This window comes from Rhizobium sp. BK512, assembly GCF_014194915.1.
In the GTDB taxonomy this organism is placed as follows: Bacteria; Pseudomonadota; Alphaproteobacteria; order Rhizobiales; family Rhizobiaceae; genus Rhizobium.
The window spans coordinates 347,047-372,577 of the sequence record NZ_JACIAS010000007.1 but is presented as its reverse complement, the minus strand read 5'-3'; the positions used below and the strand labels follow the sequence as shown (position 1 = coordinate 372,577).

General features: G+C 60.4%; 24 protein-coding genes. 2 read left to right on the top strand and 22 right to left on the bottom strand.

From position 1 onward, the window contains the following. Positions 1-4: 4 nt before the first annotated feature. The 6 genes from atpA to FHX06_RS25115 all read right to left on the bottom strand — a co-directional run bounded on the left by atpA (position 5) and on the right by FHX06_RS25115 (position 7,210). Positions 5-1,534 carry a F0F1 ATP synthase subunit alpha gene (gene atpA, locus FHX06_RS25140; RefSeq protein WP_112545595.1) on the bottom strand — a complete coding sequence of 510 codons (1,530 nt, stop codon included), beginning with the start codon at positions 1,532-1,534 and terminating at the stop codon, positions 5-7. Further along, positions 1,534-2,100: a F0F1 ATP synthase subunit delta gene (locus FHX06_RS25135; protein WP_112970838.1), complete on the bottom strand. Its 567-nt coding sequence runs from the start codon at positions 2,098-2,100 to the stop codon at positions 1,534-1,536. Before FHX06_RS25135 ends, atpA begins: the two co-directional genes overlap by 1 nt. A 255-nt stretch (positions 2,101-2,355) precedes the next feature. Continuing rightward, on the bottom strand, positions 2,356-2,745 hold the full coding sequence (locus FHX06_RS25130) for a DUF4345 domain-containing protein (RefSeq protein ID WP_112970837.1): 390 nt from the start codon (positions 2,743-2,745) through the stop codon (positions 2,356-2,358). A gap of 78 nt (positions 2,746-2,823) precedes the next feature. Next, entirely contained in the window at positions 2,824-5,040 is a 2,217-nt protein-coding gene (locus tag FHX06_RS25125) for a primosomal protein N' (RefSeq protein WP_113204359.1), read from the bottom strand. A 54-nt stretch (positions 5,041-5,094) separates the two neighbouring features. Further along, a complete protein-coding gene (locus FHX06_RS25120; protein WP_113209713.1) occupies positions 5,095-6,240 on the bottom strand; it encodes an AAA family ATPase in 1,146 nt (381 codons plus the stop codon). Between the two features lie 25 nt (positions 6,241-6,265). Beyond that, entirely contained in the window at positions 6,266-7,210 is a 945-nt protein-coding gene (locus FHX06_RS25115; RefSeq protein WP_113013279.1) for a GNAT family N-acetyltransferase, read from the bottom strand. Between the two features lie 143 nt (positions 7,211-7,353). Between FHX06_RS25115 and FHX06_RS25110 the strand changes: the two genes are divergently transcribed. Both FHX06_RS25110 and FHX06_RS25105 read left to right on the top strand, forming a co-directional pair. Next, complete coding sequence (locus FHX06_RS25110) at positions 7,354-8,289, top strand: tyrosine recombinase XerC (protein WP_113013280.1); 936 nt, start codon at positions 7,354-7,356, stop codon at positions 8,287-8,289. 87 nt (positions 8,290-8,376) lie between these two features. Continuing rightward, a complete protein-coding gene (locus FHX06_RS25105; RefSeq protein WP_113209714.1) occupies positions 8,377-9,453 on the top strand; it encodes a TraB/GumN family protein in 1,077 nt (358 codons plus the stop codon). A gap of 6 nt (positions 9,454-9,459) precedes the next feature. On the opposite strand, the gene FHX06_RS25100 is transcribed toward FHX06_RS25105, so the two are convergent. The 16 genes from FHX06_RS25100 to FHX06_RS25025 all read right to left on the bottom strand — a co-directional run bounded on the left by FHX06_RS25100 (position 9,460) and on the right by FHX06_RS25025 (position 25,531). Beyond that, entirely contained in the window at positions 9,460-9,960 is a 501-nt protein-coding gene (locus FHX06_RS25100) for a cytochrome b (protein WP_183881216.1), read from the bottom strand. Positions 9,961-10,062: 102 nt separating this feature from the next. After that, positions 10,063-11,466: a dihydrolipoyl dehydrogenase gene (gene lpdA, locus FHX06_RS25095; protein ID WP_112545603.1), complete on the bottom strand. Its 1,404-nt coding sequence runs from the start codon at positions 11,464-11,466 to the stop codon at positions 10,063-10,065. Between the two features lie 23 nt (positions 11,467-11,489). After that, complete coding sequence (locus FHX06_RS25090) at positions 11,490-12,242, bottom strand: SDR family oxidoreductase (RefSeq protein ID WP_113144888.1); 753 nt, start codon at positions 12,240-12,242, stop codon at positions 11,490-11,492. Beyond that, positions 12,239-12,751 carry a hypothetical protein gene (locus tag FHX06_RS25085; protein WP_246715629.1) on the bottom strand — a complete coding sequence of 171 codons (513 nt, stop codon included), beginning with the start codon at positions 12,749-12,751 and terminating at the stop codon, positions 12,239-12,241. Before FHX06_RS25085 ends, FHX06_RS25090 begins: the two co-directional genes overlap by 4 nt. 14 nt (positions 12,752-12,765) lie before the next feature. Next, on the bottom strand, positions 12,766-13,506 hold the full coding sequence (locus FHX06_RS25080; RefSeq protein ID WP_183881214.1) for a DUF4241 domain-containing protein: 741 nt from the start codon (positions 13,504-13,506) through the stop codon (positions 12,766-12,768). A gap of 15 nt (positions 13,507-13,521) precedes the next feature. Next, on the bottom strand, positions 13,522-14,772 hold the full coding sequence (odhB, locus tag FHX06_RS25075) for a 2-oxoglutarate dehydrogenase complex dihydrolipoyllysine-residue succinyltransferase (RefSeq protein WP_112545607.1): 1,251 nt from the start codon (positions 14,770-14,772) through the stop codon (positions 13,522-13,524). Positions 14,773-14,803: 31 nt separating this feature from the next. Beyond that, complete coding sequence (locus FHX06_RS25070; protein ID WP_113209718.1) at positions 14,804-15,121, bottom strand: YciI family protein; 318 nt, start codon at positions 15,119-15,121, stop codon at positions 14,804-14,806. A gap of 18 nt (positions 15,122-15,139) precedes the next feature. Next, a complete protein-coding gene (locus FHX06_RS25065; RefSeq protein ID WP_112970825.1) occupies positions 15,140-18,124 on the bottom strand; it encodes a 2-oxoglutarate dehydrogenase E1 component in 2,985 nt (994 codons plus the stop codon). A 167-nt stretch (positions 18,125-18,291) separates the two neighbouring features. Then, positions 18,292-19,194 (bottom strand): succinate--CoA ligase subunit alpha, encoded by a 903-nt coding sequence (gene sucD, locus FHX06_RS25060; protein WP_112545610.1) that lies wholly within the window; start codon positions 19,192-19,194, stop codon positions 18,292-18,294. A 13-nt stretch (positions 19,195-19,207) separates the two neighbouring features. Further along, positions 19,208-19,699: a DUF1579 family protein gene (locus tag FHX06_RS25055; protein WP_112545611.1), complete on the bottom strand. Its 492-nt coding sequence runs from the start codon at positions 19,697-19,699 to the stop codon at positions 19,208-19,210. A gap of 8 nt (positions 19,700-19,707) precedes the next feature. After that, complete coding sequence (sucC, locus tag FHX06_RS25050; protein WP_112545612.1) at positions 19,708-20,901, bottom strand: ADP-forming succinate--CoA ligase subunit beta; 1,194 nt, start codon at positions 20,899-20,901, stop codon at positions 19,708-19,710. Between the two features lie 36 nt (positions 20,902-20,937). Next, complete coding sequence (mdh, locus tag FHX06_RS25045; RefSeq protein WP_007822364.1) at positions 20,938-21,900, bottom strand: malate dehydrogenase; 963 nt, start codon at positions 21,898-21,900, stop codon at positions 20,938-20,940. A 174-nt stretch (positions 21,901-22,074) separates the two neighbouring features. Then, positions 22,075-23,238, bottom strand: coding sequence for a cell division protein ZapE (zapE, locus tag FHX06_RS25040; protein WP_183881212.1), 1,164 nt, complete (start codon positions 23,236-23,238; stop codon positions 22,075-22,077). Positions 23,239-23,286: 48 nt separating this feature from the next. Further along, positions 23,287-23,793, bottom strand: a complete 507-nt coding sequence (locus FHX06_RS25035; protein ID WP_112970822.1) for a protease inhibitor Inh/omp19 family protein — start codon at positions 23,791-23,793, stop codon at positions 23,287-23,289. 137 nt (positions 23,794-23,930) lie between these two features. Further along, positions 23,931-24,755, bottom strand: coding sequence for a DNA polymerase beta superfamily protein (locus FHX06_RS25030; RefSeq protein ID WP_183881210.1), 825 nt, complete (start codon positions 24,753-24,755; stop codon positions 23,931-23,933). Beyond that, complete coding sequence (locus FHX06_RS25025) at positions 24,752-25,531, bottom strand: succinate dehydrogenase iron-sulfur subunit (RefSeq protein WP_112545614.1); 780 nt, start codon at positions 25,529-25,531, stop codon at positions 24,752-24,754. Before FHX06_RS25025 ends, FHX06_RS25030 begins: the two co-directional genes overlap by 4 nt.

Sequence of the window (25,531 nt, the reverse complement as noted above, 5' to 3'; positions counted from 1 at the left end):
CCCGTTACTGGAAAGACTTGGCGAAGCTGTCGAGAGCAGCAGTGAGCTTGCCCTTCGTCGCGTCGCTGATAGCCTTTTCCGTGCGGATCGCATCGAGGATGGCAGAGCCTTCCGAACGCAGATAGGACAACAGGCCCTGTTCGAACTTGCCGACCTGAGCGACCGGCAGCTTGTCGAGGTAACCGTTGACGCCCGCGAAGATCACGGCGACCTGCTCTTCCGTCTTCAGCGGCGAGAACTGCGGCTGCTTCAGGAGTTCGGTCAGGCGTGCGCCGCGGTTCAGCAGACGCTGAGTAGCAGCGTCAAGGTCCGAACCGAACTGGGCGAAGGCAGCCATTTCACGATACTGCGCGAGTTCACCCTTGATCGAGCCGGCAACCTGCTTCATGGCCTTGATCTGAGCCGAGGAACCGACGCGGGAAACCGACAGACCGACGTTAACGGCCGGACGGATACCCTGATAGAAAAGGTCGGTTTCAAGGAAGATCTGGCCGTCGGTGATCGAGATCACATTGGTCGGAATGAAGGCCGAAACGTCGTTACCCTGCGTTTCGATGACAGGAAGAGCGGTCAGCGAGCCGGCGCCCTGGTCGTCGTTCATCTTCGCAGCGCGCTCGAGCAGACGCGAGTGCAGGTAGAAAACGTCGCCCGGATAGGCTTCGCGGCCCGGCGGGCGGCGCAGCAGCAGCGACATCTGGCGGTAGGAAACGGCCTGCTTGGACAGGTCGTCGTAACCGATCAGCGCGTGCATGCCGTTGTCGCGGAAATATTCGCCCATGGCGCAGCCGGCAAACGGTGCCAGATACTGCATCGGAGCCGGATCGGAAGCCGTGGCGGCAACGATGATCGAATACTTCAGCGCGCCGCGCTCTTCGAGCACCTTGACGAACTGCGCGACGGTCGAACGCTTCTGACCGATGGCGACGTAAACGCAGTAAAGCTTCTCACCTTCCGGACCGCTCTCGTGAATGGCCTTCTGGTTGAGGAAGGCATCGAGCAGGATCGCGGTCTTGCCGGTCTGGCGGTCGCCGATGACGAGTTCGCGCTGGCCGCGACCAACCGGGATGAGGGCGTCGATGGCCTTGAGGCCGGTCGACATCGGCTCATGAACCGACTTGCGCGGAATGATGCCCGGAGCCTTGATGTCGACGCGCGAACGGCGGGTCGCATTGATCGGGCCCTTGCCGTCGATCGGGTTGCCGAGAGCGTCGACAACACGGCCGAGCAGTTCCGGACCGACCGGAACGTCAACGATAGCGCCAGTGCGCTTGACGGTGTCGCCTTCCTTGATGTCGCGGTCGGCGCCGAAAATAACGACACCGACATTGTCGGATTCAAGGTTGAGCGCCATGCCGCGGATGCCGCCGGGAAACTCGACCATTTCACCAGCCTGAACATTGTCCAGGCCGTAAACGCGAGCGATGCCGTCACCAACGGAGAGAACCTGACCGACTTCCGAGACTTCTGCCTCTTTGCCGAAGTTCTTGATCTGGTCTTTAAGAATTGCGGAAATTTCCGCAGCGCGGATATCCATCAGCCGACCTCTTTCAATGCAAGCTTAAGGGTAGAGAGTTTGGTACGAAGAGACGTGTCAATCTGACGGGACCCGACCTTGACGATCAGACCACCAAGAATTGACGGATCAACCGTGACAGCAATCGCCACGTCTTTGCCGGTGACGCCCTTGAGCGCCGCCTTCAATTCATTTTCCTGCTCTGCCGAGAGAGCATGGGCCGAAGTAACTTCGGCAGAAATTTCGCCACGCTGGTTGGCAGCAATGATGCGGAAGGCCTTGATCATGCCCGGCAGGGCAAACAGGCGGCGGTTACGCGCCACGACCTTCAGGAAATTGGCAAAGAAACCCGAGATGCCAGCTTTTTCGCTAAGAGCGACGATCGCCTTGAGCTGATCTTCCGCGGAAAAGACCGGGCTCAGGACAAAGCGCTTCAGGTCTTCGCTTTCGTCCAGCATGGCCTGGAAACGGTCAAGATCGGCGGTAACGCTGTCGACCGCGCGTTCTTCGAGCGCCAGCTCGAAAAGCGACGAGGCATAGCGCTCGGCAACACCAGAAGTAAGCTGGGACGTGTCTGCCACGGGCACAAATTTCCCTGATTTCAATTCAAAATCCGACTTCCGACGGGCGCCGAGTCTATGATCTTGAATTCGTTTTGATTTCCCCCAGAAATCGCAAGAGAAGCCTCTTGCTTCTTCCGAAATTCGGGGTCCGTCTAACATAGGATATCGGGACTCGCAACACGCGTAACGCCCGAATACGTGTTTCGCATGATTTTCTGTCAGCAAAATTACTGAAACGTCCTGAAGTGGCCCGCGAAACGCTATAATTTCGGCTTCGGATCAGCCCTGCAGGAAGCCGAATACGTGTAGCAGCGGCAATGCGGCCACGGCCGCCTGCACAACCAGAAGTAAATAGTTGAGGAGCGTGCTCCCCTTATCTGACAGGATGGAAATGATGCGCGCGAAAGCCGCCATCGCGAAGGCTGCTCCGAGCGCCAGATAGGTCCAGTCCTGCGCCAGCATGATCGCGGCAACGCCGAGGCCGAGATAGAGGCCGCCCATCGATCGCATTTCGCCGAAGCCCTCGCGCCGTTCGCCGCGCGGTGCGAGCCCGAAAGCCCGCATGGCAAGACCGGGCGCGAACATGATGACGAAGCCGGCAAGGGCGGTGAAGGCCGCTGCACCAAAGGCAAGCTGTTCGCTAAATTCCGTCGGGAAGTAGAATTCCATGCCGCGCCCCTAATCGCCAGTTGATTCGGCGTTTATGCCATGATCGACGGCATCCGGAAACGCTGAGACTGTAACGATCTACAGGAAGCTCTGCGGATCGATGTCAAGCTGCACCTGAATCGAACCTCGCTCCTTCGGTGATTGCGACAGCATTGCCCGCAGATAGGCCTGCATGTCCGAGTTCCGGCGCCCATGGACCAGCAGCCGGAAACGATGGCGTCCGCGCACCAGCGCCAACGGCGCCTCTGCTGGGCCGAGAACGGAAATGCCCGCAACCTGCGGTGCGGCATTGCGCATGCCGCGCGCATGGTTTTCAGCATCGTGCCGCGTATCGGCTGAAACGATGATGGAGGCGAGCCTGCCGAAGGGCGGAAGGATTGCGCGCTCGCGCTCGCTGATCTCGCGTTCGTAAAAGGCTCGCGCGTCGCCGGAGACGATTGCCTGCATGACCGGATGTTGCGGCTGATAGGTCTGAAGCAGCCCATGGCTCTTAAGGCCGGTTCGCCCGGCGCGTCCAGTGACCTGCGAAAGAAGCTGGAAAGTCCGCTCCGCAGCACGCGGATCGCCGTTGGCGAGGCCAAGATCCGAATCGACGATGCCAACCAGTGTCATCAGCGGAAAGTTATGGCCCTTTGCAACAAGCTGCGTGCCGATGACGATATCCGCCTCGCCCTTGGCGATGGCGTCGAGTTCCAACCTCAGCCGTTTCACCCCACCCATGATGTCGGACGAGAGCACGATGGTGCGCGCATCCGGAAAATGTCGTTCTACTTCTTCGGCGATACGTTCCACGCCGGGACCACAGGCGACGAGATGGTCGAGCGTTCCGCATTCCGGGCAGGCTTCGGGTGTCGGTTCGGAATAACCGCACTGATGGCATTGAAGCTGCCGACGGAACCGGTGCTCCACCAGCCAGCTCGAACATTGCGGGCACTGGAAACGATGGCCGCAGACACGGCAGAGCGTCAGCGGCGCATAACCGCGGCGATTGAGAAAGAGCAGCGCCTGCTCGCCCTTCTCCACCGTCTTGCCAATCGCCCGGATCAGAACCGGCGACAGGAATCCGCCGCGCTCCGGCGCATGGCGTCTCATGTCGACAAGATGTAGGTCGGGCAGTGCGGCATCGCCGAAACGAGTCGGCAGATGGATAGTGCTGTAGCGTCCGCTCTGGCCGTTAACCTGGCTTTCGACCGAGGGCGTCGCCGAAACGAGCACCAGTGGAAAATCGCCGATCCGCGCCCGCACGACCGCCATGTCTCGCGCATTGTAATAGACGCGGTCTTCCTGTTTGTAGGCAGGATCGTGCTCTTCATCGACGATGATGAGGCCGAGATCCTCGAAAGGCAGAAACAGCGCCGAGCGCGCACCGGCCACGACCCGCACCTCGCCTGTCACCGCCTGCCGCCAGACCTTTTCACGCATACGCGGTGCAAGATCGGAATGCCACTCGGCCGGTTTCGCACCGAACCGATCCTGGAAACGTTCGAGAAAACTGGCAGTGAGGGCGATTTCCGGCAGCAGGATCAGCACCTGTTGGCCCCGCCTCAGCGTCTCGGCAATCGCTTCGAAATAGACTTCCGTCTTTCCCGAACCGGTTACGCCATCGATCAGCGATACCGCAAATTCCCCCTTGCGCACTTCGTCCAGGATTTCGTCGGCCGCCTCCTTCTGCGGCCCCTCAAGGCGGGAGCCGATAAAATCAGGATCGGGTCTGGCAACGACAGGTGGCGGCGGCAGGAAGATGGTCTCGAAAATGCCCTGCGCGATCAGCCCATCGACGACGCTGGTGGAAACACCGGCAGCATGCGCAAGGCCGATGCGTGTCCAGGATAGCCCGTCCGCAGCGGTATCGAGCACGCGGGCGCGCGCTGGCGTCATCCGCTCCGGCTCGCCGCCGACGAAGCGCAATCCTTCCACCATAGGCTCCGGCTCGAAGGCATTCGGCGCCCTCAGCGCCATGCGCGCCACAAGTCCCGGCGGCGAAAGCGTATAGGCGGCCACCCAGTCGATGAAATCCCGCATCTCCTTGTTGAGTGGCGGGCAATCGAAGACATGGGTGATGGGTCGGAGCTTCTTCGGATCGACGCCGTCTTCACCGCCATCCCACACGACGCCGATCACCTGGCGTGGCCCAAGCGGCACCTGTACGACCGAGCCAGGCTCGACCGCCATGCCATCGGGCACCGAATAGGAATAGGGCCTTGGCGCCGGCATCGGCACCAGTACCGGAACCGTGCGGTTCACGGGCGGGGCCTCGAAAAGCGCGCCAAAGAGATCGGACGAATCTGTGCTCATCGCGGCAGACCATGCCCGCAACGGCCGAAAAATGGAACCCGCCGACGATGAGGCTTATTCGTCATCATCGTCGTCACCGGCGATCGCTCCCGTCAGCCGCATGCCTTCGATCCAGGTGGCGCCATTCTCGCGGATTACCTTTCGCGGGCGAACGCCGCAGCGTTCGCGCACGGCCTCGGCCAGTTGCACCGAATGGGTGACAATCCAGACCTGAGTGCTTTTCGACGCTTCGGCGATCATATCGGCAAGCGGCACGAGCATATCAGGATGCAGGCTCGCCTCCGGCTCGTTCAGGGCGATGAGCGCCGGCAGACGATAAGAGAGCAATGCGGCCGCAAGGCCAAGGAAGCGAATCTGGCCATCGGAAAGCTCGCGCGGATGGAAGACGCGGTGCGGAAAATCCGGAAGCATCAACCCGAACTCGGCCGTCTCGCCCGGTTCCGACACGACAAGCCTCGCCCCACCGAGCGCAGATGCCAGGATGCGGTCGAGCTCGACCGTATCCTGCCGGATATGTGCAAGCGTTGCAAAGACGGCGGCGAGATTGGATCCGTCCTCATCCAGCATCGGTCCAGTGACCGGGAGACAGGGATGGCGAAGCGGAGACGCCCTGTCGGTACGAAAACCGTGGAAGAAGCGCCAGTTGTTGACAATGCGACGGAAGGCGGCAACCTCGGGGAAATGGCCGGCATCGCCGAGGAGCGCGATCGCGGTTTCAGAGGTCAGGGCTTCGTCCGGATAATCCTGCATCCGTCCTGCAACATCACGGACGGAGATGCCAGGACCGGCACGTCTCATCATCGTCACTGCGCGTCGACCGGTTTCGACGGACAGTTCTTCGGCTTTGATCTGCGGCTCCAGCGCGAATCCGGCCGCCGCCGGCGGACGCAGCCCTGCCTCGACATGATATCGGAATGTGACGGCGCGCTCCTCGTCGACGATCTCGACCTCGAGACGGATTCGAGCAGGCCCATCGGACGTGCGGCGTGATCCTGACCAGAGGGCCGATAACATCCCACCCTCTGCGGCTAGTTCGTAGCCCAGCCGCCCGCGAACCGCCGCCTGTACGAGCTGCAGCGCTCGATAGAGATTGGACTTGCCGGCGCCGTTTTCGCCGAGGAACAGCGTGGTGTCCGCCAGATCCATGCGGATCGAGCGCAGCGACCGGTAATTCTTGGCAAACATGGAGCGAAGACGCATGTCTTCGCTTTAGCGCAAAGCAACGCTAAAAAGAATGGGCGGCAACGGGCTCCCGCAACGGCTGAGCGGAGACGGGCACGAACTGCGCATTCCCATCAGCCGCCATATCGTGGACCGTGAGCTTTTCCAGCGCCTTCGTCACCTCGGTCAGGTCGCCGTCAAGCTGTTCGGCAGGAATGAGATTGCCGATGACGAAATCGAAGCGATCGCCCTTCTTGTTCAGAAGCTCGTGGAAGACGGTCATATCGCGCAACTCGGTCGACCATTTGGCAAACCAGTAGAACAGACCGGAGTTGCGCGCCGTCACATGAACGGGAAGAATCGGCAGGCCGTATTTGCGGGCGAGACCGACAGCAGAGGTTTTCCACGGTCGCTCGTTCAGCCTTCCGTTCGCCCAGTAGGCGATGCGGCCGGAAGGAAACAGCACCGTCGCCTTGCCTTCCTTCACAGCATGGTTGGTCAGCTGCAGCGTCTCGCGTGTCTTGAGCTTGCTCTTGAATTCCTCGCGCCACTCGACCGGAATGATTATTTCCGCAAAGCGCGGATTGACGCGCACCGCATCACGATTGGCAAAGAACATCATATCCGGCCGGCGCGTCTTCAGGAGATCGAAGACAGCCACGCCATCGGCAATACCGGTCGGATGGTTGCTGACGAGGATGAAACCGCCGGACGCCGGAATGCGCTCGCCATTGGTGACATTGATGTCGAGCTTCAGCAGGTTGCTCATATATTCGAACGACTGAAAGCCCGGCATATTGGCAACGTCGCTGGCGAATTCGATCGCCCTGTTATAGCGCAGCAGAGTATAGAGAAACGGCCGGAGGACCGGCCAGAGCGGATGCCGGACGATCTTCTGTCCACGCTCGGCAATCAGCGTATCGACGATATGGCCGGGTTTTCCGTGTGAGACCAGGGCGATCGCTTCCGCAAGCTGTCCGAAAGCCGTCATGGAGTCGCGCCGTGCCATAAAAATTCCTGTCTTATAGGAGCTGTAAGCTATCTCAGCGAATTATGATCGATACATGACAAGGGTTTGGCAAGCATTAGCAATTCCATAACGCCACTGTTCCAGAATTGGCATTATGGAAATCAAATTCAAGAGCCCTGGCCATGAATGAACTCCTGATCATCGCCGATCCGCACCTGATGACGGAACGCCGCGCCTGGCTCGAAAACCTGGCCCGCGAACGCCGTCTTTCCGGACATACGCTCGATGCTTATGAGCGCGACACACGCCAGTTCCTGACCTTCATGACCGGTCACCTCGGCGGCCCCACGACTCTGCGCGACGTCGAGGCGCTGCGCCCGGCAGACTTCCGCGCCTTTCTGGCCGCCCGCCGCAAAGAAGGTTCCGGTGCCCGTTCCGTGGCTCGCAATCTCGCCGGCATTCGCTCTTTCCTGCGTCACCTTGAAAAGAAGGGTCTCGTCAATGCAGCAGGGGCGAGCGCGGTGCGCTCACCGAAGCAACCGAAATCTCTCCCGAAGCCCCTGTCGGACAAACAGGCCATCACCGCGGTCAGCAATGAATCGCAGCTCCATGACGAGCCATGGATTGCCGCGCGCGACGCCGCCGTCATGACGTTGCTTTACGGCTGCGGCCTGCGCATTTCTGAAGCGCTCGACCTGACGCCCGCCGATGTCAGGACCGGCACCACCACGCTGCGCATCACCGGTAAAGGCAACAAGACGCGCCTCGTGCCGCTGCTGCCAGTCGTCCTTGAAGCTGTCGCTAAATACCGGCAGCTCTGCCCTATTCATCTTGACGAAGGCGAGCCGCTCTTTCGTGGTTCCCGCGGCGGCAAACTGCAGCCAGCGATTATTCAGCGGGCCATGCAGAAGCTGCGCGGCGCCTTTGGCCTGCCCGAGACTGCCACCCCGCATGCGCTGCGCCACTCCTTCGCCACGCATCTGCTGGCCGGTGGCGGCGATCTGCGTACCATCCAGGAATTGCTCGGCCATGCCAGTCTTTCCACCACACAGGTCTATACCGGCGTCGATGCGTCAAGGCTCCTGGAGGTATATGATAGGGCGCATCCACGCGCATAAGCCTTCGTTAACGCTGTCTCTTAAAGGAATATGCGCAAGCCCGGCGTAGAGCATGAGGCTTGAAGCACATGTGACCGGATTACCATCATGACGATATCCATCGGCCACCGCACTTTCCATATCGCGCAGTCGGGCAATATCCTGCTCTGGCTGATCGCCGCCTTTCACATGCTGCTGGCCGCTGCATTGCTTGCAGTCATCTTCTCGGTCACGCCAGCCGATGCTGCTGAAGACAACTGCAACGGAAAAGACCTTCTCAGCGAGCTGCGGCAGAACGAACCGGCCCGCTATGCCGAAGCGGTGAAAGAGGCAGATGCCACGCCGAACGGTAAAGGTATTTTCTGGAAGATCGAGAAGCCCGGTCTTAAGCCCTCCTGGCTGCTCGGCACCATGCACGTCACCGATCCACGCGTCCTGAACCTGCCGCCCCGCGCGCAGGAGGCCCATGATGGCGCCGACACGATCGTCATTGAATCCGACGAAATCCTCAATGAGAAGAAGGCCACGGCATCGCTTCTGATGAGGCCGGACTTGATGATGTTCACGGACGGCACGACTATCGAAAAGCTCCTTTCGCCCGAAGACTATGCCCGCCTCGAGGACGGACTGAAGCAGCGTGGCATCCCGCTCTCGGCCGTTTCGCGCATGCGTCCCTGGATGATCGCAAGCGCCGTCGCACTTCCCGCCTGTGAGATGGCCCGCAAGGCCAAGGGCGTGCAGTTTCTCGACCAGAAGATCGCGGCCGATGCGGCCGCGGAGGGTAAACAGGTCAAGGGGCTCGAAACCCTGGCGGAACAGTTGCAGGCCATGGCCGAGCTGCCGACCGAGTTTCATCTGAAGTCGCTGATCGAAACCCTGGAACTCGGAGCCAAGATGAATGATGTTGTGGAGACCATGACCGACATCTATCTCTCCGGCGATATCGGCATGACCATGCCCATGCTGAAGACCGTCACGCCCGAAGGCAGCGAAGAAGACAGCGATTATGCCGCCTTCGAGCAACGCATCATCCTCGACCGCAACAAGGTGATGGCCGAACGTGCCGTACCGATCCTCGCCAACGGCAACGTCTTCATGGCCGTCGGCGCCCTTCACCTGCCGGGCAAGGAAGGCGTCATCGAATTGCTGCGCCAGCAGGGCTTCACCGTCACCGCGTTTAACTGACCGCCTTTAGCCGGCAGTCATTCGCCGCAAGACATCAGTCTTCCAGTAAAACTGATGAACCAGCGCGCCGAAGACATGCGTGACGATGACGATCCAGAGAACGAGCTTCAGGACGTCGGCATGCAGCGAACCCAGTGCCTCGACACCAAAATAATAGGCCGCAATGCCTGAAGCAGGCAGAGCGAGCAACAACAGATAGAGGCTCGCATGCACCAGCCGCGCGGCGAGCCGAAAGATCGCCTGCTCCTCCGCAGCTTCAGGCGGTACACCCTGCACGAAGCGCAGGGCGAGCCTGAGGACCGTCGCGATCAGGATCGCGATACCGACATAGGCATGGATGTTGGCTGAAGTGATCTGTTCTGGCGACGGCGTGCCGCCATGGCGGACAAGCCGCCGCCACGTATTCATGCCGTCAGGAAATAGTAGATTGAAGAGGACCAGGAGCACGGTCACCCAGTGGAGGAACCGTTGGGAGAGGCTGTAACCGACAACGACACGATCACTCATTTTCTTGTCTCTCATCAAATAGTCGGCAGGTGTTGCCCACCAAATGAAAATGCCGCCCGCCCGAAGGCAAGCGGCATTATGAATGATTGCTGATATTTAATCTTACATATGGATCGGCTTGAAGAAGGCGGCGAGTGCTGCTTCCTTCACGGCCTCAGACATGGTCGGATGCGCATGGCAGGTGCGGCCGAGGTCTTCGGCTGAACCGCCGAATTCCATCAGCACGGCAATCTCGTGGATCATCTCGCCGGCACCGAAGCCAACGATATGGCCGCCGAGCACGCGGTCGGTTTCCTTGTCCGACAGGATCTTCACGAAACCATCGGTTGCCAGCATCGCACGAGCACGGCCGTTTGCCGTAAACGGGAACTTGCCAACCTTGTAGGCGATACCGGCGGCCTTCAGCTCTTCCTCGGTCTTGCCGACGGAAGCAACTTCCGGCTGCGTATAGACGACGCTCGGAATGACGTCGTAATTAACGTGGCCGTGCTGGCCGGCGAGGATTTCGGCAAGCGCCACACCTTCGTCTTCGGCCTTGTGCGCCAGCATCGGTCCCTTCACAACGTCGCCGATGGCGTAGATACCCTCGACATTGGTCTTGAAGTGGCCGTCGATTTCGACGCGGCCACGATTGTCGAGCTTGACGCCGGCTTCTTCCAGGCCAAGGCCCGCCGTGTAGGGAATGCGGCCGGTCGAGATCAGCACGACGTCGGCTTCGAGCGTCTGGGCCGCACCACCTGCGACCGGCTCGAACGTCACCTTGGCGCCCTTTTCAGCCTTTTCGACACCGGTCACCTTGGAGCTCAGCTTGATATCGATACCCTGCTTTCCGAGCATGCGCTGGAACTGCTTGGAGACATCGGCATCCATCGCGCCGAGGATCTTGTCGAGAAACTCGATGACGGTCACCTTTGCGCCAAGGCGCGACCAGACCGAACCGAGCTCGAGACCGATGACACCGCCCCCGACGACGATCATCGTTTCAGGCACTTTTTCCAGCGCAATGGCGCCGGTGGAGGATACGATGATTTTCTCATCGAGATCGACCTTCACGCCCGGAATGCCGGCGACGTCGGACCCGGTGGCGATGACGATGTTCTTGCCCTCGATCTGCTGAACCGAGCCGTCTTCGGCGGTCACGGAAACCTTGCCAGCGGAGACGATCTTGCCGGTGCCATGGAACGCATCGATCTTGTTCTTCTTGAAGAGGAAAGCAACACCGTCGACGTTGGACTTCACGGTCGCATCCTTGTGCGCCAGCATCTTGTCGAGATTGAGCTTCGGAGCAGCGACTTCGATGCCAAGCTCTTCCATGTGATGTGTTGCGTGGAACATTTCCGAAGCGTGCAGCAATGCCTTGGATGGAATGCAGCCGACATTCAGGCAGGTGCCGCCATAGGTCGCGCGCTTTTCCACGACTGCGACCTTGAGGCCGAGCTGCGCAGCCTTGATTGCCGCGACATAGCCGCCGGGGCCGGTTCCAATAACAATCACATCATAGGACATTGCTTTTCCCTTTACGTTATTGACTAGCGCCCGCCGCTCACATTGAGGATCGCGCCTGTTATGTAGGATGCCGACGGCGACAGCAGGTAGACGATTGCGTCGGCCACCTCTTCCGCCTCTCCGGCTCGCTTCATCGGGATCGATGAAGCCATTTCTTTCGGCCTGTCCGGCTGCCCGCCGGAGGCATGGATATCCGTCTCGATGATGCCGGGGCGGATCGCATTCACTCTGATGCCTTCGGCCGCGACTTCCCTGGAAAGACCGATCGTGAAGGTGTCGATAGCTGCCTTGGAGGCGGCATAGTCGACATACTGTGTGGACCCGCCAATGACAGCCGCCATCGAGGAGATATTGACGATCACGCCGCCCTGCCCGCCATGCCTGGAGGACATGCGCCTCACCGCCTCACCGGCACAAAGGATGGAGCCGGTTACATTGATCCGCATCATCCGTTCGAGACGATCGGCCGACATTTCATCGACACGCGCGGTGTAGTCGACGATGCCGGCATTGTTCACCAGCCCGTCCAGTCGCCCAAAATGCTTGTCGACCGCCTCGAACATCGAGACGATATCGGCGGCATTGCCGACATCACCCCTGATCGCGATCGCGTCGCCGCCGGCCTTCTTGATTTCGGAAACGACGGCATTTGCCGCAGCCTCGTTCGAGGCGTAGTTCACCGCAACACGCCAGCCATGGCGCGCAGCAACCAGGCAAGCGGCAGCACCAATGCCGCGGCTGCCGCCGGTCACGAGCAGAACGGGACCATCAGTCATTGTGCACATCCCTTGAAATCGAGAACATCCCACGGCGCGACCTTTGCCTTGCCGTCACCCCAGGCCGAAGACTGGCGTATCGCCGGGCCGAGGCCGGGAAAGACGATCTTCTCCGCCGCCAGGCTGTCGCCGGACTGCAGATTATCGAGCCCGCCATTGGCGCTTGCGCGATAAACGAAGCCCTGCCAGACCATACAGGCATCGAGATCGGCACCGGTGACATCGCCATCCGGGCAGTTGAACATCACCATGCCCATGGTCCGCTCCGGATCGTCGGAAGACATGACATAGCCATTCATGACTACCGGGCTCTTCAAGGCGCTGAGCTTGAACTGATGGGTCGAGGTCATGGCCTCGGAGGTAATGGGCGAAAAGCGCAGTTCATAGGCACCATCACGATCTCCATAGATCGCGCTGGCCTGCTTGCACTCGGCAGCGACGGCGGAAACCGGCGCGCAGGACAGTGCGGCGACGACGATCGCTGCCAGACCTTTCCGTTTCGTCGCCATGTGCTCCCCACTCATTATAAGTTCGGCTTTCTGCGCCCGTCGGCGTTTTCGATCACCTGGAAATCCGTCAGCAGCACCAGTGGATGCTCTTCCTTGTCCATGCCCCAGAACACCGGATAGAAGCCGTCGCCCGAGCCGCTCCAGAAGATCGCGACATTGCCCTTCTTGCCGGCCACCGGCCGGTGCAGGGCATAGACACCCTTGTTGGCATCAAGCTCCGCGGCGAGCACGTCGTTATAGTAACTCACGTCGGAATCGGGCTTCTGGGTCTGCACCTGCTGCTCGCGCTCCCCGATCAGGTCGAGCGTATCGGCATCCATGTAGCTGCCGAGGCCTGCATCGACGGGGTAGCCGAAGATCTCGTCATCCTTGAGCGTCGCGATATCCTGACCGGGAACGGTCGCAAGCTCCCAATGATCGGGCTTGCCTTCGCCGAAACGCATGCTGGCGGCGGCAACACGCCCGAAAGCCTCATAGAGCCGCACCGGATAGTCGCCCGCAGGAACCGTTCTCGCGAAGGCCGGCCGGTCCGGCTGCGCCAGCGGATCAGCGGCGACGATATGGCCGGACGTGAGCTCGACATTGCCCATATCAACCGTCTTGAGAGAGCGTGCGGAAAGCTCCGCATCGCTAAGCGACACGAGGTCGAAATTGCTGCTCGCCTTGTTCACGTCGAAAGCGAGAGCCGAGACCGGCATGAAGGCAACCGTGGCACAGAATGCTGCGCCTGCCGCTCGCATGATCCGGTCTCGCATGGCAGATCGCTCCGCTTAGAGGTCCAGAACCAGACGTTCCGGATCTTCCAGGCTTTCCTTGACGCGCACGAGGAAGGTCACGGCTTCCTTGCCGTCAACGATGCGGTGATCGTAGGAGAGCGCCAGATACATCATCGGGCGGATGACGACCTGACCGCCGATGGCGACCGGACGTTCCTGGATCTTGTGCATGCCGAGAATGCCCGACTGCGGTGCATTGAGGATCGGCGAGGACATCAGCGAGCCGTAAACGCCACCATTGGTGATGGTGAAGGTGCCGCCCTGCATTTCGGCCATCGAGAGCGAACCGTCACGAGCTGCTTTGGCGAGACGGCCAAGTTCCTTCTCGACTTCGGCAATCGACATCTGGTCGGCGTCGCGGATGACCGGGACGACGAGGCCCTTGTCCGTGCCGACGGCCATGCCGACGTGGCAGTAGTTCTTGTAGATGATGTCGGTGCCGTCGATTTCGGCGTTGACCGCCGGCAGTTCCTTCAGGGCATGCGTGACGGCCTTGGTGAAGAAGCCCATGAAGCCGAGCTTCACGCCGTGCTTCTTCTCGAAGACATCCTTGTACTTGTTGCGCAGGTCCATGACGGCCTTCATGTCCACCTCGTTATAGGTGGTCAGCATGGCAGCCGTGTTCTGTGCATCCTTCAGGCGCTTGGCGATCGTCTGGCGCAGGCGCGTCATCTTCACGCGCTCTTCGCGGGCAGCATCTTCGACCGTCGACGGGCCGCGCGCGGCAACGGGTGCCGCCGGAGCAGCAGCGGCCGGAGCGGCGGCAGCCTTGGCGACGGCAGCGATGACATCACCCTTCAGAACCTGACCGCGCTTGCCGCTGCCATCGACCTGCTCTGCCGACAGATTGTTTTCTGCGAGCATCTTTGCCGCAGCCGGAGCCGGCGGCATGGACGATACCGACGCGGCGGGAGCAGCGGCAGCTGCTGCCGGAGCAGCCGGCGTCGGGGCCGGAGCCGCAGGGGCTGCAGCCGGGGCGGCGGCAGCGGGCGCAGCGGCGGCAGCCGCACCTTCGGCGATCTGGCCGAGAAGCGCGCCGAGACCAACCGTCTCGCCAGCCTGGGCGACGATTTCCGAGAGCGTGCCGGATGCCGGCGCCGGAACTTCGATGGTCACCTTGTCGGTTTCAAGCTCGAGAATGGGCTCGTCAGCCTTGACGGCGTCGCCGACCTTCTTGAACCAGGTGCCGACGGTTGCCTCGCTGACGGACTCACCGAGTGTTGGAACGCGGATTTCTGTGGCCATTGTTCAAATCCTGATTGTGCTTGTTATCGTGTTAGATAGCGGTCCCGGTTTGCGGCCGGAGAATGATTGAGGGCATTGGCGAGACATCGAAACGGAAACCGAGGCCGGAAGAGACGATCGGGTCGGCATCGGCGAGCTCCTGCGCCGACGCCTGGTCCGCAACCTCGACGATCGCGATGCCGAATGCCCCTTCGCCCGCGAAGACGGGGCCGACGGCAATCGCCGATCCCGCTAGAGCGTTCTGGTGCCAATATTCGGCATGGCGCTTCATCGCCGCCATCTCCTCCCCGGTCCCGTCGTGCGGGAACGCGGAGCGCGGCGGCACAAGTTTCATGAAGAAATATGCCATCGCGCTTCCCCTTTTTTGTTAGCCGCCCAGCGCATCCTCGAGGAATGCTGCGAGCTGCGACAGGTGCTTGGACATCAGGCCCGTTGCCGGCGAAGCGGCGGCCGGGCGGCCGGTGTAGCGAACGCGCTGATACTTCGCATCGATATGAGCAAGAACCCATTCCAGATACGGGTCGATGAACGACCAGGCGCCCATGTTCTTCGGCTCTTCCTGGCACCAGACCATTTCCGCGTTCCGGAAGCGGGACAGCTCGTTGATGAGCGCCTTGGCCGGGAACGGATAGAGCTGTTCGATGCGCAGCAGGTAGATGTCGTCGATGCCGCGCTTTTCACGCTCTTCCAGAAGGTCGTAATAGACCTTGCCGGTGCAGATGACGACGCGACGGATCTTGGCGTCCTTCTGCAGCTTGATCGGGCCGTCCTTGATGACCTCGGCATCGTCCCACAGGAGACGGTGGAAGGAGGATTCACCGGCCATTTCGGCAAGCGTCGAGACCGCGCGCTTGTGGCGCAGCAGCGACTTCGGCGTCATCAGGATCAGCGGCTTGCGGAAGTCGCGCTTCAGCTGCCGGCGCAGGATGTGGAAGTAGTTCGCCGGCGTCGTGACGTTGGCGACCTGCATGTTATCTTCAGCGCAAAGCTGCAGATAACGTTCCAGACGGGCGGAAGAGTGTTCCGGACCCTGGCCTTCATAGCCGTGCGGCAGCAGGCAGACGAGGCCCGACATGCGCAGCCACTTGCGTTCGCCGGACGAGATGAACTGGTCGAACACGACCTGCGCACCGTTGGCGAAGTCGCCGAACTGGGCTTCCCAGAGTGTCAGCGCATTCGGACGAGCGAGCGAATAGCCGTATTCGAAGCCGAGAACGGCTTCTTCCGAAAGCATCGAGTTGATGACTTCGTAACGGGCCTGCGTCGGCGACAGGTTTGCCAGCGGGATGTAGCGTTCTTCGGTTTCCTGATCGTAGAGAACCGAATGGCGCTGCGAGAAGGTACCGCGTTCGCAATCCTGACCGGAGAGGCGGATCTTGTGGCCCTCGACGACGAGCGAACCGAAGGAAAGCGCTTCCGCCATCGCCCAGTCGAGGCCCTCGCCGCTCTGGATCATGTTGGCGCGGTTTTCCATGAAGCGCTGGATCGTGCGGTGCGCGTTGAAGCCATCAGGAATTTCCGACAGCTTGCGGCCGATATCCTTGAGCGTCTTCATCGGCACGGCGGTCTTGCCGCGGCGCTGTTCGTCGGCATTGTCAGCTGTGCGCAGGCCCGACCACTCGCCGTCCAGCCAGTCGGCCTTGTTCGGCTTGTAGTGCTGGCCGGCCTCGAATTCCTGCTCGAGATGCGCGCGCCAGTCGGCCTTCATCTTTTCGACTTCGCCGTCCGTAAGCAGGCCTTCGCGGACGAGGCGATCAGCATAGAGCTGCAGAACCGTCTTATGGCCGCGAATGACCTTGTACATCTTCGGCTGCGTGAACGACGGCTCATCGCCTTCGTTGTGGCCGTAGCGGCGATAGCAGAACAAGTCGAGCACCACAGGCTTGTGGAACTTCATGCGGAATTCGGTCGCGATCTTGGCTGCGTAGACCACGGCTTCCGGATCGTCGCCGTTGACGTGCAGGATCGGCGCCTCGATCATCTTGGCAACGTCGGACGGATAGGGCGACGAGCGCGAGAAGGCCGGGTTCGTCGTGAAGCCGATCTGGTTGTTGATGATGACGTGCATCGTACCGGCAACGCGGTGGCCGCGAAGCCCGGAAAGACCGAGGATTTCAGCAATGACGCCCTGGCCGGCAAAGGCCGCGTCGCCGTGAATCAGGAGCGGCAAAACCTTAGCGCGCTCGGACAGCGGGATGATGTCGCCGTCCCATACCGTAGCGCTCATGTCCTGCTTGGCGCGGGCCTTGCCCATGACGACAGGGTCGACGATTTCGAGATGCGACGGGTTTGCCGTCAGTGAGACGTGCACCTTGTTGCCATCGAATTCGCGGTCGGAGGAAGCGCCGAGATGGTACTTCACGTCGCCGGAACCTTCGACTTCGTCAGGCGCGTAGGAGCCGCCCTTGAATTCGTGGAAAATGGCGCGGTGCGGCTTGCCCATGACCTGGGAGAGCACGTTCAGGCGACCGCGATGGGCCATGCCGAAGACGGCTTCCTTGAGGCCGAGGTGGCCGCCGCGCTTCAGGATCTGTTCGAGCGCCGGGATCAGCGATTCACCGCCGTCGAGGCCGAAGCGCTTGGTGCCCTTGAACTTGACATCGAGGAACTGTTCGTAGCCTTCGGCTTCGACGAGCTTGGCGAGGATCGCCTTCTTGCCTTCGGCCGAGAAGGCAACGCCCTTGTCCGGACCTTCGATACGTTCCTGAATCCATGCCTTTTCTTCCGGATTGGAGATATGCATGAATTCGACGCCGAGCGTCGAGCAATAGGTACGCTCGAGAATCTCGATCATCTCGCGAATGGTCGCGTATTCGAGACCGAGCACGTTGTCGATAAAGATCTTGCGATCGTAGTCTGCAGCCGTGAAACCGTAATTTTCGGGCGCAAGCTCGTGATAATCATCCACCGGGGCGGCGATGCCGAGCGGATCAAGCTTGGCATGCAGGTGGCCACGCATGCGATAGGCGCGGATCATCATGATGGCGCGGACGGAATCGCGCGTCGCCTGCAGCACATCGGCGGCATTTGCCGGCTGGCCAGCGGCTTCGGCCTTCGCCTTGACCTTGGTCTCGATGACCTTTTCGACGATGCCCCAGTCGCCATCCAGCGCCGAGACCAGATCGCCGCTTGCCTGCAGCGGCCAGTTCTTCTTGCGCCAGGAAGCGCCCTTGGCCGCCTTCTTCACATCAGCGGGGTCTTCTTCGAGCGCCTTGAAGAAAGACCGCCACTGGTCGTCTACCGAGTTGGGATCGTCTTCATAACGGGCGTAGAGCTGCTCGATATAGGCAGCGTTGGCGCCATCCAAAAACGAGGTGATCTGAAATTGCTCGTTGGCTTCTTGCCGTGCCATGGTGTTACGCGGACGCTTCCGCCCGCCTCCTGACTTAGATGAATTTGCCGGCTTCATCGCCGGCTGCCGCATTCCGATTGCCGCCTGTCCGCGGCGCATCCGCTTTGAAATGAAGAGCCGGGCGGAGGCCGGGATGCCGTTCCTCCGCCCGGGGTATATAAGTTGGATTAGCCCTTGAGGACTTCAACCAGCGTCTTGCCGAGGCGAGCCGGAGATGGCGACACCTTGATGCCTGCCGATTCCATTGCCGCGATCTTCGATTCCGCGTCGCCCTTGCCGCCGGAAACCACAGCACCGGCATGGCCCATGGTGCGGCCCTTCGGCGCCGTGCGACCGGCGATGAAGCCGGCCATCGGCTTCTTGCGGCCCTTCTTGGCTTCGTCCTTGAGGAACTGTGCCGCGTCTTCTTCAGCCGAGCCGCCGATTTCGCCGATCATGATGATCGAGGTCGTGGCTTCGTCGGCCAGGAACATTTCGAGCACGTCGATGAATTCGGTGCCCTTGACCGGGTCGCCGCCGATGCCGACAGCCGTCGTCTGGCCGAGACCTTCATTGGAGGTCTGGAAGACGGCTTCGTAGGTCAGCGTGCCCGAGCGGGAAACGATACCAACGGAACCCTTGCGGAAGATCGAGCCCGGCATGATGCCGATCTTGCATTCTTCCGGCGTCAGGATGCCCGGGCAGTTCGGTCCGAGCAGACGCGACTTGGAACGGTCGAGGCGGGCCTTGACGCGAACCATGTCCATGACCGGAATGCCTTCGGTGATGCAGGTGATGAACGGGATCTCGGCGTCGATCGCTTCGATGATCGCATCGGCGGCACCTGCCGGCGGAACATAGATGACGGACGCGTTGGCGCCGGTCTTTTCCTTGCCCTCGGCAACAGTTGCGAAGATCGGCAGGCTTTCGCCCTTGGAGCCGGTCCAGGTTTCGCCACCCTTCTTCGGGTGAATACCACCGACCATCTGCGTGCCATAGTAAGCGAGCGCCTGTTCGGTGTGGAACGTGCCGGTCTTGCCGGTTAGGCCCTGAACCAGAACCTTGGTGTCTTTGTTGACGAGAATGGACATGCGAGGCCTTTGTTTAGGAGAGGTTGGAAGACGTGAGGGACGCGCGACGATAGGTGCCGCTGACGACCTCCTGCCAAGTATCGCTGCCTGCAGGCGAAAAGCTGACGCCCATCCGGTAGCAGTCTTCATTTTCAAATGTGAATACGGTGCGCTGTCTGCCGCGCGGCGAAGCCTTCATCAGCACCAGTTCATTGCCATTCCACTCTCCGGAAGCCGGTGAGGGCGGAGCAAAACCGACGCTGTCGAACTGGTAGAGCTTGTAGCTCTGGTCCGATCCGTCGAAGCCAAAAACATTGCGGGCTTCGAAGGAAATTTCTCCGTCACGCATCTGGCGGTAGGATTGCTCGACGAAGAAACCGCCGAATAGCGCCTCGCCAGAGAGCGAAGCGCTGGCCTTGCCTTCCTTCGTCCAGGCCGAAGCCGCGACATGCTCTTCCCCTTCCCAGAGGCCGGCAAAGGCCTCCAGGCGGAAATGAGCAGCACTGGGCGTGGACTGGGAAGCCATGGCCGTTCTCAACCGTTGATCGCAGCGACGATCTTCTTGGCCGCGTCATCCAGATCGTCGGCAGCCGTAATGGCCAGACCCGACTCGTTCAGGATCTTCTTGCCGAGCTCGACATTGGTGCCTTCGAGGCGCACGACGAGCGGAACCTTGAGACCGACTTCCTTGACCGCGGCAATGACGCCCTCGGCAATTACATCGCACTTCATGATGCCGCCGAAGATGTTGACGAGAATGCCTTCGACCTTGGGGTCTGCCGTGATGATCTTGAAGGCCGCAGCAACCTTCTCCTTGCCGGCACCACCGCCGACGTCGCAGAAGTTCGCCGGCTCCTTGCCGTAGAGCTTGATGATGTCCATCGTCGCCATGGCAAGGCCAGCACCGTTGACCATGCAGCCGATGTTGCCGTCGAGCGCCACGTAGGCGAGATCCCACTTGGAGGCTTCGATTTCCTTGGCGTCTTCTTCCGTCTCGTCGCGCAGCGTCTTGACGTCGTCATGACGGAAAAGAGCGTTGCCGTCGAAAGACATCTTGGCATCGAGGACGCGCAGATGCCCGTCCTTCATGACGATCAGCGGATTGACCTCGAGCAGGGCCATGTCCTTTTCGCCGAACGCCTTGTAGAGCGCCGGGAAGAGCGTCTTGGCATCTTCTGCGGCCGCGCCGTCGAGCTGCAGCGCCTTCGAGATCGCGGCAACGTCGGCAGCCGTAACGCCTGCTTCCGGATCGATCGCAATCGTGTGGATCTTCTCTGGCGTGTCGTGAGCGACAGCTTCGATGTCCATGCCGCCTTCGGTCGATACGACGAAGGCCACCTTGCCGACCGAGCGGTCGACCAGGAGCGAGCAATAGAGCTCGCGGGCAATGTCGGCGCCATCTTCGATATAGAGGCGGTTGACCTGCTTGCCGGCTTCACCGGTCTGTGCGGTCACCAGCGTATTGCCGAGCATTTCCTTGGCATGAGCGACGACTTCGTCGATCGACTTGGCGAGACGAACGCCGCCCTTGGCATCCGGGCCGAGTTCCTTGAACTTACCCTTGCCGCGGCCGCCCGCATGGATCTGGCTCTTGACCACATAAAGCGGACCGGGAAGCGACTTGGCGGCAGCCTCGGCTTCTTCAACCTTGAGGATAGCCACACCCTGCGCGACCGGCGCGCCATAGCCCTTCAGCAGAGCCTTGGCCTGATATTCATGAATGTTCATGGGTTTATCCCTATTTCGATAACGTCAGCGCACCGATTACTTGAGAGCGGGCGCGATGTTGATGCAGGCTTCGCAAAGACCGGCGACAGCGCCGACGGACTTGTCGAAGGCTTCCTTCTCGGTCTTGTTGAGATCGATCTCGATGATGCGCTCGACGCCACCAGCACCGATAACGGTGGGAACGCCGACATACATGTCCTTGACGCCGTACTGGCCGGTCAGGTGAGCAGCGCAGGGCAGAACGCGCTTCTTATCCTTGAGGTAGGATTCAGCCATTTCGATCGCAGAAGCAGCCGGAGCGTAATAGGCCGAACCGGTCTTCAAGAGGCCGACGATTTCGGCGCCGCCGTCACGAGTGCGCTGGATGATTTCTTCGAGGCGCTCCTTGGTGACCCAGCCCATCGTCACGAGATCGGTCAGCGGAATGCCGCCGACGGTCGAATAACGGGCGAGCGGCACCATCGTGTCGCCGTGGCCGCCAAGAACGAAGGCCGTGACGTCCTGAACGGAAACGTTGAATTCCTTGGCGAGGAAAAGACGGAAGCGCGAGGAGTCGAGAACACCGGCCATGCCGACAACCTTGTTCGCCGGAAGGCCGGAGAACTTCTGCAGCGCCCAGACCATGGCGTCGAGCGGGTTGGTGATGCAGATCACGAAAGCGTTCGGGGCATACTTCTTGATGCCGGCGCCGACCTGCTCCATGACCTTGAGGTTGATGCCGAGAAGGTCGTCGCGGCTCATGCCCGGCTTGCGCGGAACACCGGCAGTGACGATGCAGACGTCAGCGCCTTCGATGGCGGAATAGTCGCTGGCGCCGGTCAGGTTGGCGTCGAAGCCTTCGACCGGGGAGGACTGTGCGATATCGAGACCCTTGCCCTGGGGAATGCCGTCGGCAATGTCGAAGAGAACGATATCGCCCAGCTCCTTCAGGCCGGCGAGATGCGCCAGCGTGCCACCAATCATGCCAGAACCGATGAGTGCGATCTTGTTACGCGCCATTTCGCTTTTCCTTTGCGATCAAAATCCGTCGGGCGACGCGCGGGCATCGCCCAATGTCGCAATCGCATAGACCTAAAGCCAAAAAATGGCAATGCATTATTTTTGGTGCAGCAATTTCAATCGTTTAGATATCAAAATTCTTACGTAAACGTAAGATCAATTGTCACCAAAGTGTTACTCGGCAGCCCGCTGTTGATGATGCGCTGCGAGATATTCGGCGCTTCTCATTTCGAAAAGGCGAGACACCGTGCGATCGAATTCAAAACCTTCGGTTCCGCGCCTTTCGGCGAGCAGATCTTCAGGCATGGCGGCAGCGGAAACGCAAAGGCGGACGCCGTGATCGTAGAACGTATCGATCAGAATGATGAAGCGCTTGATCTGGTTCCGCTTTTCAGGGCCGAGCAAGGGAATGTGATCAAGGAAGATCGTATCGAAGCGCCCCGCGATGGCCAGGAAATCGGCAGCGCCCAGCGGTTTTTCGCAGAGATCCGAGAAGGAGAAGCGCGCCATGCGATCGACGGCGAGCGGCACATCGATCGCTCGTCCCTTCATAGCGATCTGCGTCGGCAAGGCCTTGCGGCCGTGCAGCGCCTGCGTCCACGACGCATCCATCGCCATGTCGGTGCGCTCATCGATCGGCACGAGATAGACCGGCTGGCTGTTCAGCTTCTCCATCCGGTAATCGGTCGGCGAATCGAGCGTGACGATCTCGACATGCTTCTTCAGGAGATCGATGAAGGGCAGGAAGAGGCCGCGATTGAGGCCATCCCTGTAGAGATTGTAAGGCTCGACATTCGAGGTCGCCACCAGCACGCAGCCGCGCGCAAAGAGCTCGGAAAACAGCCGCGACAGGATCATCGCATCGGCGATATCGGTGACGGTGAATTCGTCGAAGCAGAGCAGCTCCGCTTCCTCGAAAAGAGCGGCGGCGACAGGCGGCATAGGATCGGCCTGCTTCGTTTCGCCGTTCTTCAGCTTCTGCCGATGGGCGGCGATGCGATTGTGCACATCGGCCATGAACTCATGAAAATGCGCGCGCCGCTTTTTCCGGCATGGCGCCATCTGGAAGAACATGTCCATGAGCATCGTCTTGCCGCGCCCGACGCTGCCATGGATATAGAGGCCCTTGATGCCGGCCTCCGCCTTCTTCTTGGATGCGAATAACCAACCGAGTGCGCTGCTCTTGGCCGCAGGCCGCTTCTGCTTGAGAGCGGCAAGTATCCGGTCGAGGCACTTGGCCACATCCATCTGGGCAGAATCAACCTGCAACGTCCCCGATGCGGTCAGCGATTTGAGCTGCTCGGTGACGCTGAGCGAATAGTCTGGCATCGGCTGCATGAGGGCTTGTCCGCCTATGCGTAACCGGCGGAACCCCGCCGGACTGACTTACCGGCTGAGGGTGATCGGCTGCCCGGTCGAGGTCTGGCCATTGAAGCTGTTGTCGGCAACCTTGTAGACGGAACCGATCTGGTTGCCGCTGCGGTCCTTGAGCAGAACCTGCTTGCCGGACACTTCCCAGGAGCCCATGGCTGTCAACTCGCCGACGCAACCGCGCGTACCGCCGCGCGATCCGCTGCCGAGATTGGTGAGCGTCAGGAACATGTCGCAGGTGCCGTTGACACGCCAGCTGCCGACCATCGATTCCTTGGTGACATCAAGCGAAGTCGCTGGTGCAGCACCACCCGGCTGGACACCCGCCATCGGCGCCGTCGAGGTCGGGGCGGCAGGAAACTGTCCGGCCGGAGGAGGCAGCTGGCCGCCCTGTACGGAAGGTACCGGCTGCGCAGTCAGCGGCGGAGGCGCACTGTTACTGCTGTAATCATATGAGGTGCGCTGGCATCCCGCCAAGGCCAGAGCGGCCGTTAGACCCGTCACCACATATCGCAACTGCATCATCAAGCTCCCGAATGTCCGCCTCAACCGCAGAGATATTTCAATTCTGGGTTCGAATTACCGTATTTCACTTTGGTTAATCAAGTCAGCACAATACAAATCAGCCTTCGAGACACCTATGGCGAAGCCGGCACAATTCAACCAACCGCTCGCCGGACTTCTTGCTGGTAAAATATGTCAGCAAGGTGTTGTGCCCGGGCGTCCGCTTCCTGATAAAGTTTGATTCGATCGGCGAGGTCCTGATAACGCTCAATTGATGCCGCGAGAAAGGATTGGATGCGCTTGGGCGGCAGGCCCTCGCCCATCTCGCGGGTCCGGCCTTTGACGATCACCAATTCATGAATCGCCTTGCGCAAGTCCTCATCGATGGTGACTGCGGCCAGACATTGCATCATGTTCATCGGCGGCAGCTTCTGAAACCCGTTCGAGTGCATCCATTCGAGCGCAATTGCCGGACGGATCGCATAAAGCAGCTTCTTGAGCCTTATCGGACCGTCCCCATGCGTCTGCCAGTGACTGCGCGGCAGACCGACATAGTGCAGCGCGACCTTCAGCGGCAACATGATCTCGTCAAGCACGTTGGAAAGACGGCTGCGAAATCCGGGCTCCTCTTCATAGGCGATTGGCGATTTTACCCATTCGACGACAACGGCATTGCCTTTGAGGGCGAGCAGCAGCGCCTTGCGCAGATCCCAACCGCCAGTGTCGATATCACCCACGATCGGAAACTCGATCACATCTCGATGCGAGATCAGTCCGATATGGTCGGCGACCGGACGGACATAGACGAAACGGCAATCATAATCGCTGTCGGGTGAGGGAAAGCCCCAGGCACGGCTTCCGCTTTCGATCGCAAAACCGATGCGGATACCCTGTTGTTTGACAGAGGCAAGCCGCGAACGGATTTCGGCGACCGCCTCGGAATCAAACTCCTCGATGCCGGCTGAAGCGTCAGCACTCACACGCGACGCTCGACCATCATCTTCTTGATTTCGGCGATCGCCTTGGCCGGGTTCAGACCCTTCGGGCAGGTCTGCGCGCAGTTCATGATCGTGTGGCAACGATAAAGGCGGAACGGATCCTCGAGATTGTCGAGGCGTTCGCCGGTCGCTTCGTCTCTGGAGTCGATCAGCCAGCGATAAGCCTGGAGCAGGACGGCCGGTCCGAGATAACGGTCGCCGTTCCACCAGTAGCTCGGACAGGAGGTCGAGCAGCAGGCGCAGAGAATGCACTCATAGAGGCCGTCGAGCTTCTGACGGTCTTCGTGGCTCTGCTTCCATTCCTTGGCTGGCGTCGGCGAAACCGTCTTCAGCCAGGGCTCGATCGAGCGGTGCTGGGCATAGAAATTGCTGAGATCGGGAACCAGATCCTTGACGACAGGCATATGCGGCAGCGGGTAGATCTTCACCGTGCCCTTGATGTCGTCCATGCCCTTGGTGCAGGCGAGCGTGTTCGTGCCGTCGATGTTCATCGCGCAGGATCCGCAGATGCCTTCACGACAGGAACGGCGCAGCGTCAGCGTCGGATCGATCTTGTTCTTGATGTAGAGAAGCGCATCGAGAACCATCGGTCCACAATCATCGACATCGATGTAGAATGTATCGATCGACGGGTTCTGGCCGTCATCCGGGCTCCAGCGATAGACGCGGAACTCGCGGGTGTTCTTGGCACCCGCCGGCTTCGGCCACACCTTGCCTTCGCGCATCTGAGAGTTTTTAGGGAGAGCGAGTTCAACCAT

Excerpts from the sequence above, each read along its gene's own strand:
- atpA (WP_112545595.1), bottom strand. The coding sequence starts at position 1,534 with ATGGATATCCGCGCTGCGGAAATTTCCGCAATTCTTAAAGACCAGATC.
- FHX06_RS25130 (WP_112970837.1), bottom strand. The coding sequence starts at position 2,745 with ATGGAATTCTACTTCCCGACGGAATTTAGCGAACAGCTTGCCTTTGGT.
- FHX06_RS25125 (WP_113204359.1), bottom strand. The coding sequence starts at position 5,040 with ATGAGCACAGATTCGTCCGATCTCTTTGGCGCGCTTTTCGAGGCCCCG.
- FHX06_RS25120 (WP_113209713.1), bottom strand. The coding sequence starts at position 6,240 with ATGCGTCTTCGCTCCATGTTTGCCAAGAATTACCGGTCGCTGCGCTCG.
- FHX06_RS25115 (WP_113013279.1), bottom strand. The coding sequence starts at position 7,210 with ATGGCACGGCGCGACTCCATGACGGCTTTCGGACAGCTTGCGGAAGCG.
- FHX06_RS25110 (WP_113013280.1), top strand. The coding sequence starts at position 7,354 with ATGAATGAACTCCTGATCATCGCCGATCCGCACCTGATGACGGAACGC.
- FHX06_RS25105 (WP_113209714.1), top strand. The coding sequence starts at position 8,377 with ATGACGATATCCATCGGCCACCGCACTTTCCATATCGCGCAGTCGGGC.
- FHX06_RS25100 (WP_183881216.1), bottom strand. The coding sequence starts at position 9,960 with ATGAGTGATCGTGTCGTTGTCGGTTACAGCCTCTCCCAACGGTTCCTC.
- lpdA (WP_112545603.1), bottom strand. The coding sequence starts at position 11,466 with ATGTCCTATGATGTGATTGTTATTGGAACCGGCCCCGGCGGCTATGTC.
- FHX06_RS25090 (WP_113144888.1), bottom strand. The coding sequence starts at position 12,242 with ATGACTGATGGTCCCGTTCTGCTCGTGACCGGCGGCAGCCGCGGCATT.
- FHX06_RS25085 (WP_246715629.1), bottom strand. The coding sequence starts at position 12,751 with ATGGCGACGAAACGGAAAGGTCTGGCAGCGATCGTCGTCGCCGCACTG.
- FHX06_RS25080 (WP_183881214.1), bottom strand. The coding sequence starts at position 13,506 with ATGCGAGACCGGATCATGCGAGCGGCAGGCGCAGCATTCTGTGCCACG.
- odhB (WP_112545607.1), bottom strand. The coding sequence starts at position 14,772 with ATGGCCACAGAAATCCGCGTTCCAACACTCGGTGAGTCCGTCAGCGAG.
- FHX06_RS25070 (WP_113209718.1), bottom strand. The coding sequence starts at position 15,121 with ATGGCATATTTCTTCATGAAACTTGTGCCGCCGCGCTCCGCGTTCCCG.
- FHX06_RS25065 (WP_112970825.1), bottom strand. The coding sequence starts at position 18,124 with ATGGCACGGCAAGAAGCCAACGAGCAATTTCAGATCACCTCGTTTTTG.
- sucD (WP_112545610.1), bottom strand. The coding sequence starts at position 19,194 with ATGTCCATTCTCGTCAACAAAGACACCAAGGTTCTGGTTCAGGGCCTA.
- FHX06_RS25055 (WP_112545611.1), bottom strand. The coding sequence starts at position 19,699 with ATGGCTTCCCAGTCCACGCCCAGTGCTGCTCATTTCCGCCTGGAGGCC.
- sucC (WP_112545612.1), bottom strand. The coding sequence starts at position 20,901 with ATGAACATTCATGAATATCAGGCCAAGGCTCTGCTGAAGGGCTATGGC.
- mdh (WP_007822364.1), bottom strand. The coding sequence starts at position 21,900 with ATGGCGCGTAACAAGATCGCACTCATCGGTTCTGGCATGATTGGTGGC.
- zapE (WP_183881212.1), bottom strand. The coding sequence starts at position 23,238 with ATGCAGCCGATGCCAGACTATTCGCTCAGCGTCACCGAGCAGCTCAAA.
- FHX06_RS25035 (WP_112970822.1), bottom strand. The coding sequence starts at position 23,793 with ATGCAGTTGCGATATGTGGTGACGGGTCTAACGGCCGCTCTGGCCTTG.
- FHX06_RS25025 (WP_112545614.1), bottom strand. The coding sequence starts at position 25,531 with ATGGTTGAACTCGCTCTCCCTAAAAACTCTCAGATGCGCGAAGGCAAG.